The organism is Streptomyces venetus, assembly GCF_039540295.1.
Classification (GTDB): domain Bacteria; phylum Actinomycetota; class Actinomycetes; order Streptomycetales; family Streptomycetaceae; genus Streptomyces; species Streptomyces venetus.
The window spans coordinates 374,579-386,661 of sequence record NZ_BAABET010000008.1 but is presented as its reverse complement, the minus strand read 5'-3'; the positions used below and the strand labels follow the sequence as shown (position 1 = coordinate 386,661).

Sequence of the window (12,083 nt, the reverse complement as noted above, 5' to 3'; positions counted from 1 at the left end):
GACTCGGGCCGCCTCCCGAACCGACGGCACTCGAATACGCCCCAGCAGGAAACGGCGACGGAGGCGCCCGGCAGTGAGTACGGAAGAGAACAGCGGTGCTCTGCCTCTACCCCAGGACGACCCCGTCGTCTCGGCCGGTCTGGACATCGCCATGCGCTGGGGAGCCGCCCTCGGCGGACCGGAGAAGCTGAAGATCGCCTTCGAAGCCCTGGAACCCCAGCTGAAGCGGGAGCACCAACTCCGCCTCAAACAGCTCGACATGCAGCGGGAGGCCACCGCCCGTGCCGAGGAGAACGCCAGGGAGGCGGCGGAACGCATGGTGCGACTGGCACAGCAGAAGCGCCAGCACGCGCTGCGGATGACCGGACTCTGGCTCGGCGCCGGAGTCAGCTTCGCCATGCTCGTCGCAGGCGTCTACGTGGCCAGGGACATGTGGTGGCTCTCCCTCTTCCTCTGGGGCCCCAGTCTCCTGGCCATGGCCAAGCTCTACACTCTGCGCCGCAGCGACCCCGGCGACATGCAGGCCGTGACCCTGGGCATGAGAAGCGCGGCCAACGCGGCCCAGCAGGCCCCGCCTCCCCCCGTGCCGTGACACCCGCGGCGCCGAGTCCTCCCCCCCCCAACCGTCTCGACACGGAATGTTGCTTTCCGGCAATACTTGCCGGAGTCAATCCCGGTACCGGGTGGCCATATGATGGAGCTTCTGTGCAGTGGGTGGGGGCGGCGTGCCGGCCTCGATGACGAGGCGGACGTCCGAGTGCACGCCGATGGGGCGTGGGGGAGAGGGAGAGCATGGACAGCGCGGGTACCGTGATCGAGGGGCCGGGCCAGGTACCGGGTGAGCCGGAGCTGCGGCGGTTGCTGGCCGGGCTGACGGCGGTGCGCGACGGCGACTTCGGCACCCGGCTGCCCGAAGAGGCGGGCGGCCTGCTCGGCGAGATCGCCTCCGTGTTCAACGGCATGGTCGACCAGTTGTCGCTCTTCACCTCCGAGGTGACCCGGGTGGCGCGCGAGGTCGGTACCGAGGGCACCCTGGGCGGACAGGCCAAGGTGCCCGGAGTGTCCGGCACCTGGGCCGACCTGACCGACTCGGTCAACGCCATGGCCGGCAACCTGACCACCCAGGTCCGTGACATCGCCCAGGTGGCCACCGCGGTCGCCAAGGGCGACCTGTCGCAGAAGATCGACGTGGACGCCCGGGGCGAGATCCTGGAGCTGAAGAACACCATCAACACGATGGTCGACCAGCTGTCGGGCTTCGCGGACGAGGTGACCCGGGTGGCGCGGGAGGTCGGCACCGAGGGGCGGCTCGGCGGCCAGGCCGACGTCAAGGGCGTCAGGGGCACCTGGCGTGACCTGACCGACTCGGTGAACTTCATGGCCGGCAACCTGACCGGTCAGGTGCGGTCCATCGCCCAGGTGGCCACCGCGGTCGCCAAGGGCGACCTGTCGCAGAAGATCACCGTCGATGCCCGGGGCGAGATCCTGGAGCTGAAGAACACCATCAACACGATGGTCGACCAGCTGTCGGCGTTCGCCGACGAGGTCACGCGGGTGGCGCGGGAGGTCGGCACCGAGGGGCGGCTCGGCGGCCAGGCCGACGTCAAGGGCGTCTCCGGCACGTGGAAGGCCCTGACGGAGTCGGTCAACATCATGGCCGACAACCTGACCGCGCAGGTCCGCTCGATCGCCGAGGTGACCACGGCCGTGGCGCAGGGCGACCTGTCGCAGAAGATCCGCGTGGACGCCCGCGGCGAGATCCTGGAGCTGAAGGAGACCATCAACACGATGGTCGACCAGCTGTCCTCGTTCGCGGACGAGGTCACCAGGGTGTCCCGGGAGGTCGGCACCGAGGGCAACCTCGGCGGCCAGGCACATGTGCGCGGTGTCTCCGGCACCTGGAAGGACCTCACCGACAACGTCAACGTGATGGCCTCCAACCTGACCGGCCAGGTCCGGTCCATCGCCCAGGTCGCCACCGCCGTGGCCCGGGGCGACCTGTCACAGAAGATCACCGTGGAGGCCAAGGGCGAGGTGGCCGCCCTGGCCGGAACCATCAACACGATGGTCGACACCCTCTCCGCCTTCGCGGACGAGGTCACCCGTGTGGCCCGCGAGGTCGGCACCGAGGGACGCCTCGGCGGCCAGGCCCACGTGCCGAACGTCGCCGGCACGTGGAAGGACCTCACCGACAACGTCAACGTGATGGCCTCCAACCTGACCGGCCAGGTCCGCAACATCGCGCTGGTCACCACGGCCGTCGCCAACGGCGACCTGTCCAAGAAGATCGACGTCGACGCGCGCGGCGAGATCCTGGAGCTCAAGACCACGATCAACACGATGGTGGACCAGCTGTCCTCGTTCGCGGCGGAGGTCACCCGTGTCGCGCGGGAGGTGGGCAGTGAGGGCCGCCTCGGTGGCCAGGCCGAGGTCGAGGGCGTCTCGGGCACCTGGAAGCGGCTCACCGAGAACGTCAACGAGCTGGCCGGCAACCTGACCCGGCAGGTGCGGGCGATCGCCGAGGTGGCCAGCGCCGTCGCCGAGGGCGACCTCACCCGCTCGATCACGGTGGACGCGTCCGGCGAGGTGGCCGAGCTCAAGGACAACATCAACGCGATGGTGGAGTCCCTGCGGGAGACCACCCAGGCGAACCAGGAACAGGACTGGCTGAAGTCCAACCTGGCCCGCGTCTCCTCCCTCATGCAGGGCCACCGGGACCTGAACGTCGTCGCCGAACTCATCATGGACGAGCTGACGCCCCTGGTCTCCGCGCAGTACGGGGCGTTCTACCTGGCCGAGGAGGCCGGTACGGGCGTCGAGCTGCGGCTCATCGGCTCCTACGGCTATCCCGCCGACGGCGACCGGCAGGAACGCATCCCCGTCGGCCACACCCTGATCGGCCAGGCGGCACGCAGCCGCCGCACCATCACCGTGGACGAACTCCCCGCCGACTACGTGACCATCTCCTCCGGGCTCGGCCGCACCGCCCCCACCTCGCTCGTGGTGCTCCCCATCACCGTCGAGGAACAGGTCCTCGGCGTCATCGAGCTCGCCTCGGTCAGCCGCTTCACCCAGATCCACCAGGACTTCCTGGGCCAGCTGACGGAGACCATCGGCGTCAACGTCAACACCATCCTCGCCAACGCCCGGACCGACGAACTGCTCGGCGAGTCGCAGCGGCTCGCCGACGAACTGCGCGTCCGCTCCGAGGAACTCCAGGTCCGCCAGGAAGAACTGCAGCGGTCGAACGCCGAACTGGAGGAGAAGGCCACCCTGCTGGCCACGCAGAACCGGGACATCGAGGCGAAGAACCTGCAGATCGAGCAGGCCCGCCAGGAGCTGGAGGACCGCGCCAAGCAGCTGTCGTCGGCCTCGAAGTACAAGTCGGAGTTCCTGGCCAACATGAGCCACGAGCTGCGCACGCCCCTGAACAGCCTGCTCATCCTCGCCCAGCTGCTCGCCCAGAACCCCTCCCGGAACCTGACGCCGAAGCAGGTGGAGTACGCGGGGATCATCCACTCCGCGGGTTCGGACCTGCTGCAACTCATCAACGACATCCTCGACCTGTCGAAGGTCGAGGCGGGGAAGATGGACATCGCCCCCGAACGGGTGCCGTTGCGCCGCCTCCTGGACTACGTCGAGGCCACCTTCCGGCCGATGACCACCCAGAAGGGCCTGACCTTCGCCATCACCAGCTCCCCGGGCGCACCGGCCGATCTGGTCACCGACGACGCACGGCTGCGGCAGGTCCTGCGCAACCTGCTGTCCAACGCCGTGAAGTTCACCGAGCGGGGCGGCGTCACACTGCTCATCGAGCCGGCGGCCGACGCCGAAGTGCCCGAGCCCGTGCACCGCGGCGGCCCCGTGGTGGCCTTCCGGGTCGAGGACACCGGCATCGGCATCCCCGAGCAGCAGCTGGAGACCATCTTCGGCGCCTTCCAGCAGGCGGACGGCACCACCAGCCGCAAGTACGGGGGAACCGGCCTGGGCCTGTCCATCACCCGGGAGATCGCGCACCTGCTGGGCGGGGCGGTCACCGTGGACAGCACCCCGGGGCAGGGCAGCACCTTCACGCTCTACCTCCCGGTGACCCGCTCCGACTTCGAGGACCTCACCGCCGCACCACGGCCGGACGAGTCGCAGAGCGACGCGGGCGCGCTGTCCGCGGCCGAGGGGCAGCGTCCGGGTCCGGCCCCGGCCGCACCCGCACCGCAGCACAAGCGGCGGCTGCTGGTCGTCGAGGAACGCGTCCGGGGGCTGCTCTCCGTGGTCGCCGAGAGCGCCGTCGCCGACCTGGACCACAGCCGCGCCGTACGGGATCCGCGCGACACCGTGGAGATCGTCACCGCCATGAACGCCCAGGAGGCGGCCTCCGCCCTGGCGGCCGGGCCGTGCCACTGCGTCGTGCTCAGCCTGGACCTGCCCGACGGCGAGGGACCGCGGCTGCTCGAGGCGGTCGACGGGGACGCCGCTCTGGCCACCGTTCCGCTCCTCGTCCACAACAACCACCGCCCGAGCGTGGCGCAGGAGGCCGCCCTGCAGAAGCGGGCGGAGAACCGGTCGCTGGAAGTGCTGTCCAGCCTGGACGAACTGAAGGAACGGATCACCCTGCACCTGTCGGCCGAACAACCCGGCGACGTGGTGCCGCTCGTGCGGATGGAGGAGAGCCTGAGTGCGGCGCCGGAGGTCGACAGCGCCCTGGCCGGGCACACGGTGCTCGTCGTCGACGACGACGCCCGCAACCTGTTCGCCCTCAGCGGCATCCTCGAACTGCACGGCCTGCGCGTGCTGCACGCGGAGAACGGCCGCAAGGGCATCGACATCCTCACCGCGCACCCCGAGATCCGCCTCGTGCTGATGGACGTGATGATGCCCGAGATGGACGGCTACGCCGCGACCGCCGAGATCAGGAAGATGCCCGAGTACCACGATCTGCCGATCGTGGCGGTCACCGCCAAGGCCATGCCGGGCGACCGGGAGAAGAGCCTGGCGTCCGGCGCGAGCGACTACGTGACCAAGCCCGTCGACGCGGGCGACCTCATCGCCTGCGTGCGCCGCTGGTTGTCCTCGTGAGGCCGGCCGGCATCACACCGTCTCCCGCCCGTTGTCCGGGCCAGAAGGAGCTGTGCCCACGTGAGCATCACTGACCTCCCCGGCGAGCCCGACCAGGAGGGCGAGCCGCAACGGCGCGTCAGCGGGGCGGAGTTGTCGCCCGCCGCTCCCGCCGGGGGTGATGACATACCGGCCGCGAGGACGCCCGGCCGGCCGCCGACGTCCCCGGTCGGCCGGCTGGCCGCCACCGTGGACCGCCTGCGCCATGAGGTACAGGCGGCGCAGGCCGCGGCCGACGGGCGCGCCCTGATCGATCTCGCCAAGGGCGTGCTCGTCGAGCGCCTGCACTGCGGCCCCGCGGAAGCCGCCAGGCAACTCGCCGAACTCGCGGACCAGTCGGCCACGACCCCGCTCGAACTGGCCGCCGACATCATCAACCAGGCGGCACGCGACCGCCTGACCGACGTCGCGGTCGACTTCGTGACGGCCGTCGACGGCACCTCACCCACCACCGCACAGGCCGCGTCCGCCGCCGTACGGCTGCGCACCGCGGAAAGCGGCGCCCTGGCCGCCGGGGACACCCAGGCGGTCGCCGACTCCCTGCTGGAGCACGCCCTGAAACCTCTGGGGGCGACCGGAGTCGCGATCTGGGCGGCCGGTGCCGACGGCTCCCTGACACTCGCGGGCAGCTCCGGCTTCCCCGCGGGCGAGGCGGAGCGCTGGCGCTATGTGCCGCCGGGGGTGGCGACCGTCGCCCGCACCGCGCTGACCGAGCGCAGGCCGGAGTGGATCGAGTCCCTGGCGGTGCAGGGCCCGCCGTCCATCGGCCGCACCCACCACCCCGACGGTGGACGGGTGGCCGTCCCCACCGGTGTCGGCGGGCGGATCCACGGCGTCCTGGAGATCTGCTGGCCGGGGCCGCTGACCGACCAGCCGCCCGCGGTCGTACGCCAGTTGGAAGCGCTCGCGGAACTGTGCGCGCACACCCTGGAGATCCACTCGTCCTCCGCCGTCTCGTCGCTCGACGGCCCCACCGTGACGAACGCGCTGTCGGAACTGGTGGACCTGGCCGACGCGCTGTACGACCCCGCGCTGGTGCTCCTGCCCCAGGTGGACGACTCCGGGCATCTCACCGACTTCCGCATCCACCACGCCAACCACCGCTTCCGCGACCCCGCCGGGCGCTCCCGCAGCGCCGTCAACGGCACGCTGCTGCTGGAGGCGTACCCGATGGCCGCCGACGAGAGCGGCCTGTTCCACCACGTGGAGCGGGTCTACGCCACGGGCGAGCCGTTCCGGGCCGGTCGTATGACCCTCACCGCGCTGGTGGACCAGGTGCCGCTGTCGTCCGTCGCCGAGGTCAGCATCACCCGGCACGGCAGCAGCGTGCTGCTGATCTGGCGGATCGAGGACGAGGTGGCCCGTCTGGCCAATCTGCTCGAGCACGCGCAGCGCCTCGGCCGCATCGGTGGTTTCGAGGAGAACTTCGTCACCGGCGAAATCACCTGGAACAGCCAGCTGTTCGCCCTCTACGGCCGGGAGGAGATCGCCGGGCCCGTCCCCGTCGAGGAACTGCGCGCCCACGCCCACGCCGACGACGCCGTCACCATCGGCCGCTTCCTGCGAACCGTGCTGCATCACCGCAAGCCGGCGTCGGCGGCCTTCCGCCTGCAACGGCCCGACGGGGTGACCCGGCACATGCGCGTGGTGGCCGAACCGGTCGTGGACGTCGACGAGAGCCTGCTCGCGGTGCGCGGCGCCTACCAGGACGTGTCGGCCCAGCACTGGACGGAGGTCGCCCTCGCCGCCACCCGCGACCAGCTCGCCTACTCGGAACAGCAGGCCGCGGAGCGCAACCGGCTGACCCTGCAACTGCAGCAGGCCATCATGCCGGTCACGGCGGCGCCCCTGGACGCGCCGGGACTGCGCACGGCCGTGCGCTACCGGCCCGCCGAGACCGATCACCTGGTGGGCGGCGACTGGTACGACGCCGTGGTCCTGCCCTCGAAGCACATCCTGCTGAGCGTGGGAGACGTCGCCGGACACGGCATCGAGGCGGCCACCAGCATGGTCGTGCTGCGCAACGCCCTGCGCGGACTGGCCGTCACCGGAGCGGGCCCGGCCCAGCTGCTGTCCTGGCTGAACAACGTCGCCCACCACCTCTCCGACTCGGTGACGGCCACCGCGGTCTGCGCGCTGTACGACCCCTCGAGCCGCGTCCTGCGCTGGGCCCGCGCCGGGCACCTGCCGCCGGTGCTGGTGCGCGAGGGGCAGGCGACGACCATGCCGCTGCTCAAGGGGCTGCTGCTCGGAGCGGTCTCGGACGTCACCTACGAGGAGGCGGACATGCAGCTGGAGCTGGGCGACACCCTGCTGATGTACACCGACGGACTGGTGGAGCGCAGGGACCGCTCCATGGAGGAGTCCCTGAACCATCTCCTGGTGACCGCGAGCGCCACCAAGACCACCCTCGACCAGCGGCTCGACCACCTGCTCACCTACAGCAAGTCCGACACCGACGACGACACCTGCATCATCAGCATCGAAGTCATGTGAGCGGCCCGGTCTGCCTGACGTGCTGGCAGCGCGCGCAGTAGCGGGCCTGCGGCACGATCATCAGCCGTGCGCGGTCGATGGGCCCGCGGCACAGCTCGCAGGCGCCGTAGTGCCCCCGGTCCATGCGGCTCAGGGCGGCTTCGACGTCGGCGAGGACCATACGGGCCGACGCGGCGAGCTGGACACGGACCTCGGTCTGGGAGGTGGCCCGCCGGTCGAGCAGCGCCTGGGTGCGGGGCGCCGCGGCGGCCGTCAGCTGCTGGAGCTGTTCCCGGCGGAACAGGCGCTGCTCGTGCAGGTTCTCGCGCAGCGCCGCGAGGTCCTCGGCGGACAGTGCCGCGTCGCGGTCGCCGGTGATCTGGTTCACCACGTCACCTCTCGGTCAGGCGGTGTTGCGCCGGCAGGGTACGCAGAACCGCGTGTAGGGCAGGATTTCCAGGCGCTCGACGGGGATGCGGGTGGAGCAGCCCTGGCAGACGCCGTAGCTGCGGTCCTGGACGCGGGCGAAGGCGGCGTCGATCTCCTTGAGGACCCGCTCGATGGTGTCCCTCTGCGCCGGCATCAGCTGCTCGGCCTCGTCCGGCCCGGCCTCGTCGATGGCCTTCAGCTGGGTCAGCCGGGTGGTGCGCTCGTGTTCCAGGCGCTGACGGGCCTCGTGTGCCGTGAGGCGGGCTGTCCGGGCCTCGGTGCGGGGTGCGTTCATGTCTTCACCGTGGCCGATGCGCAGCGGAAAACCCATCGGGCGCAATACCCATCTGTGGCCCGGCGCGGGCCGGCCGGGGAGGGGCAGGTCAGGGGCGGAAATGGGCATTGGAGCCCATCGACGCAGCCGGTGGGGCGCGGCAGGCTGGGGGCAGGCCGGTCCGCAGTCGCGGCCGCGGCTCATCACGAAGAGGAAGGTGTCGTCCCGGTGTCCCTGTTCTGGCGGATCTTCGCCCTGAACGCGGTGGTGCTGGGGGCCGCGACCGCGCTGCTGCTGTGGGCTCCCGTGACCGTCTCCGTGCCGGTCCTGCTGACCGAGGCGGTCATCCTGGTGGCCGGCCTGGCGGTCATGCTGATCGCCAACGCGGCCCTGCTGCGGATCGGGCTGGCCCCTCTGGCCCGGCTGACGAAGCTGATGACCACCGTCGACCTGCTGCGCCCCGGGCAGCGGCTGCCGGAGCACGGCAGCGGCGGGATCGCCGAGCTGATCCGCACCTTCAACGCCATGCTGGAGAGGCTGGAGCACGAACGGGCCTCCAGCAGCGCCCGCGTGCTGCTCGCGCAGGAGGCCGAACGGCGCCGCATCGCCCAGGAGCTCCACGACGAGGTCGGCCAGAGCATGACGGCGATCCTGCTCGGGCTGAAGCGGGCGGCGGACGAGGCGGAGGAGCCGTTGCGTGGTGAGCTGCACCAGGCCCAGGAGATCACCCGGGAGAGCCTGGACGAGGTGCGCCGCCTGGTGCGCCGGCTGCGGCCGGGCGTGCTGGACGACCTGGGCCTGGTCAGCGCCCTGACCTCGCTGACCACCGAGTTCGCCACCCACACCGAACTGCGCCTGGTGCGCCGTTTCGACTCCGGCCTGCCCGCGCTGGACGAGCAGACCGAACTGGTGCTGTACCGCGTCGCCCAGGAGGCTCTGACCAACGCGGCCCGCCACGCCGAGGCCCGCCGGGTGGAGGTGAGCCTGCGCCACACCGACGGCACGGTGGTGCTGGCCGTCGCGGACGACGGCCGCGGTACCGGGATCGCGCGGGAAGGCGCGGGAATCCGGGGGATGCGCGAGCGGGCCCTGCTCCTCGGGGCCACGCTGGACGTCACCTCCCGGCCGCACACCGGTACGCAGGTCCGGCTGACCGTGCCCGTCCCCAGGAAGCAGTCATGACCACGACCGACACACCCGTGACCCGTATCCTCCTCGCCGACGACCACGCGCTGGTGCGGCGCGGAGTGCGGCTCATCCTCGACCGGGAGCCGGATCTCCAGGTGGTCGCCGAGGCCGGAGACGGCGCCGAGGCCATCGCCCTGGCCCGCGGCACGGAGGTCGACCTCGCGGTGCTGGACATCGCCATGCCCCGGATGACCGGCATCCAGGCCGCCCGCGAGCTGACCGCGCTCAAGCCGGACCTGCGCGTGCTGATCCTGACCATGCACGACAACGAGCAGTACTTCTTCCAGTCGCTGAAGGCCGGCGCCAGCGGCTACGTGCTGAAGTCCGTGGCCGACCGGGACCTGGTCGCCGCCTGCCGGGCCGCCATGCGCGACGAGCCGTTCCTGTACCCGGGGGCCGTCACCGCCCTCATCCGCAACTACCTCGACCGGGTCCGTCACGGCGAGGAGCCGCCCGAGCAGGTCCTCACGCCCCGGGAGGAGGAGGTGCTCAAGCTCGTCGCCGAGGGCCACTCCTCCAAGGAGATCGCCGAGCTGCTCTTCATCAGCATCAAGACCGTCCATCGGCACCGGGCGAACCTGCTGCACAAGCTCGGACTGCGCGACCGTCTGGAACTCACGCGGTACGCGATCCGCGCCGGTCTCATCGAACCCTGACGCGGCGCCCTGCGCGACCGTCGCCGACCGCGCACTCCCGCAGACCCTGCCCCGCACGGTCGACACCGGCATCGGGGCCGCCTTCATCCTCACCGCCCTGGCCGTCTTCGGCGGCGACTCCCTCACCGACTTCGCCGGGCCACCCCCTTCCCACGCGACGGTGACGGGAAGGCGATGGCCCGGCAAGGGGTGGTTCAGGGTGGTTCAGGGGCGCGTCAGCGGGTGAACGTGACCCGCTTTTCCTTGAGGGAGGCACAGTTGGAGCCGTACACCTGCACGTACACGTTGTTGATGCTGCCGCCCCAGTCCACGCAGTGGCCCTTGCCGTAGACGTAGGTCGGTCCGGCGTACGACGTGTAGGTGCCCTCGTCCGAGTCCCCCAGCTCGGTGTCGGGGACGTAGATCCACGCGGACATCTGCTGCGCGGTGCCCGGGTTGTTGCGGATGGTCGCGACGCAGTTCTTGCCGTTGGAGGCGTTGTACGTCAGGTACACGGTGCCCTGCGTGCCGACGGCGGCCGAGTTCACGGTCTTGTACGCGCTGCCGCAGACCTTCTGCGGAGTGGTGTTCGGCGCGGCCGACGCGGGCGACGCCATGGCGGTCATGGTCCCCACCGACAGGGCGGCCACGGCGGACGCGGCCAGAACGGAACGGGTGAATCGCATATTTCCCCCTTGCAACTCTTCGAGGTGGTTGCTCCTGCATGGTGTGACCCGTGGAGGGTCCAAAGGGTTGTGCGTCAGTTCGCAGGAAAATCGGGGGAGTTGGCGGCGTACGGGCGGCCCTCCGGACGGTCGGGGGCCGTCCGTGGCGGCGCACGATGATGCCCAGACGGCGCCGCTTTCACTCACGGGTCACTTGTGGCACACGCGAGATCCAGAGGATCTGCTCAGGGGTGTCACACCGACTGCACATCCCCCTTTCAAAGTCTCGTTAGCGTTACGGCTCGATCCCACGTGCGAAAGTGACCAGGCCGCGGCCGGCGAGCCGCCGGCACGGCCAGATCGGGAAGACCAGACATGGACTACTGCTCCTCGTGCCGTCGGCACCTCAACGGCGCCTTGGTCTGCCCGGGGTGCGGCGCCTACGCCCCGGACATCGACCCGTCCGCCGCCGGCGGCCGTAGCGGCCCGGTCGCCGCGGGCGCCTGGCGTGCCGAGAACGCGTGGGACGACCGGAGCGTCTGGGACGAGACCCGTGCCGGTACGCGGGAACTCCCCCTCGCCCACACCGGGGCCTCCGCCGGCTCCCAGGGCCCGGACACGGACCCGCCGGGCGGCCACGAGGCCGCGGACACCGCCGCGCCGGCGACCGCCGGTTACGAGGCGCCGCAGCAGGGACGTGCCGCGCGGCGCCGGCAGCTGGCCCGCTGGAAGAAGAATCAGCGCCGGGCCGTGGTGGCGACCGCCGTCGCGCTCGTCGGAGGCGGTCTGACCGTCTCCGCCCTGAACGGCGACTCCACGCACGGCGTGCGGGCGGCCACTGCGCCGGAGGACACGACCATGGGAGGCGCCGCCGGGGAGGCGCCGACGTACACCGAACCGACGTCGAGCCGGCAGAACACCCCGCGCTCCTCGCCCACGCCCACCACCCCGCCGCACGCCGACCGCGCCTCGCACCGCGAGCAGCCCCGGGACGCCGCTCCCCGCACCACGCCGTCGGACCCGCGCACGGACGCGGCAGCCACGCCCCGCGAGCTGCCGAGATCGACACCGCCGCAGTCCACCGTCCCGAGCACCGTCGACACGGCCACCGGCACCGCCGGCAAGTCCACGTCGAAGGGGACCGAGCAGACGACACCGCCCGCCGACGACGAGGGCGCGGACGCCCGGCAGCCGGCGTCGCCCGCGACGCCCCCGCCCGCGACGAGCCCCGCTCAGTCCGCGACGTCCCCCTCGGACTCGAAGGAGCTCTGCCTGCTCGTCATCTGCCTCGGCTGAAACTCGCGA

General features: G+C 71.3%; 9 protein-coding genes and 1 pseudogene. 7 read left to right on the top strand and 3 right to left on the bottom strand.

What is annotated here, in order from left to right:
* Positions 1-73: 73 nt before the first annotated feature.
* The 3 genes from ABEA82_RS26945 to ABEA82_RS26935 all read left to right on the top strand — a co-directional run bounded on the left by ABEA82_RS26945 (position 74) and on the right by ABEA82_RS26935 (position 7,608).
* The gene (locus ABEA82_RS26945) at positions 74-592 is read left to right on the top strand and encodes a hypothetical protein (RefSeq protein ID WP_345664252.1); all 519 of its coding nucleotides are present in this window, start codon (positions 74-76) and stop codon (positions 590-592) included.
* A gap of 200 nt (positions 593-792) precedes the next feature.
* Entirely contained in the window at positions 793-5,073 is a 4,281-nt protein-coding gene (locus ABEA82_RS26940; protein ID WP_345664251.1) for a HAMP domain-containing protein, read from the top strand.
* Between the two features lie 60 nt (positions 5,074-5,133).
* The gene (locus ABEA82_RS26935) at positions 5,134-7,608 is read left to right on the top strand and encodes a SpoIIE family protein phosphatase (RefSeq protein WP_425588557.1); all 2,475 of its coding nucleotides are present in this window, start codon (positions 5,134-5,136) and stop codon (positions 7,606-7,608) included.
* On the opposite strand, the gene ABEA82_RS26930 is transcribed toward ABEA82_RS26935, so the two are convergent.
* Both ABEA82_RS26930 and ABEA82_RS26925 read right to left on the bottom strand, forming a co-directional pair.
* Entirely contained in the window at positions 7,601-7,978 is a 378-nt protein-coding gene (locus tag ABEA82_RS26930; protein ID WP_345664250.1) for a TraR/DksA family transcriptional regulator, read from the bottom strand. The genes ABEA82_RS26935 and ABEA82_RS26930 overlap by 8 nt on opposite strands.
* 12 nt (positions 7,979-7,990) lie before the next feature.
* Positions 7,991-8,311 carry a TraR/DksA family transcriptional regulator gene (locus ABEA82_RS26925; protein ID WP_345664249.1) on the bottom strand — a complete coding sequence of 107 codons (321 nt, stop codon included), beginning with the start codon at positions 8,309-8,311 and terminating at the stop codon, positions 7,991-7,993.
* Positions 8,312-8,518: 207 nt separating this feature from the next.
* Here ABEA82_RS26925 and ABEA82_RS26920 point away from each other — a divergent pair, with 207 nt between their 5' ends.
* The 3 genes and pseudogenes from ABEA82_RS26920 to ABEA82_RS26910 all read left to right on the top strand — a co-directional run.
* Complete coding sequence (locus ABEA82_RS26920; protein WP_345664248.1) at positions 8,519-9,472, top strand: HAMP domain-containing sensor histidine kinase; 954 nt, start codon at positions 8,519-8,521, stop codon at positions 9,470-9,472.
* Positions 9,469-10,134, top strand: coding sequence for a response regulator (locus ABEA82_RS26915; protein ID WP_345664247.1), 666 nt, complete (start codon positions 9,469-9,471; stop codon positions 10,132-10,134). The genes ABEA82_RS26920 and ABEA82_RS26915 overlap by 4 nt, the downstream gene beginning before the upstream one ends.
* 7 nt (positions 10,135-10,141) lie before the next feature.
* Positions 10,142-10,270 (top strand): annotated as a pseudogene (locus ABEA82_RS26910) (hypothetical protein); the annotation flags it as partial.
* A gap of 79 nt (positions 10,271-10,349) precedes the next feature.
* Here the strand turns inward: ABEA82_RS26910 and ABEA82_RS26905 are convergent.
* Complete coding sequence (locus ABEA82_RS26905) at positions 10,350-10,799, bottom strand: spore-associated protein (RefSeq protein WP_345664246.1); 450 nt, start codon at positions 10,797-10,799, stop codon at positions 10,350-10,352.
* 354 nt (positions 10,800-11,153) lie between these two features.
* On the opposite strand from ABEA82_RS26905, the gene ABEA82_RS26900 reads away from it, so the two are divergent.
* Positions 11,154-12,074, top strand: coding sequence for an SCO2400 family protein (locus ABEA82_RS26900; RefSeq protein ID WP_345664245.1), 921 nt, complete (start codon positions 11,154-11,156; stop codon positions 12,072-12,074).
* Positions 12,075-12,083 lie beyond the last annotated feature (9 nt).

Excerpts from the sequence above, each read along its gene's own strand:
- ABEA82_RS26940 (WP_345664251.1), top strand. The coding sequence starts at position 793 with ATGGACAGCGCGGGTACCGTGATCGAGGGGCCGGGCCAGGTACCGGGT.
- ABEA82_RS26915 (WP_345664247.1), top strand. The coding sequence starts at position 9,469 with ATGACCACGACCGACACACCCGTGACCCGTATCCTCCTCGCCGACGAC.
- ABEA82_RS26925 (WP_345664249.1), bottom strand. The coding sequence starts at position 8,311 with ATGAACGCACCCCGCACCGAGGCCCGGACAGCCCGCCTCACGGCACAC.
- ABEA82_RS26900 (WP_345664245.1), top strand. The coding sequence starts at position 11,154 with ATGGACTACTGCTCCTCGTGCCGTCGGCACCTCAACGGCGCCTTGGTC.
- ABEA82_RS26905 (WP_345664246.1), bottom strand. The coding sequence starts at position 10,799 with ATGCGATTCACCCGTTCCGTTCTGGCCGCGTCCGCCGTGGCCGCCCTG.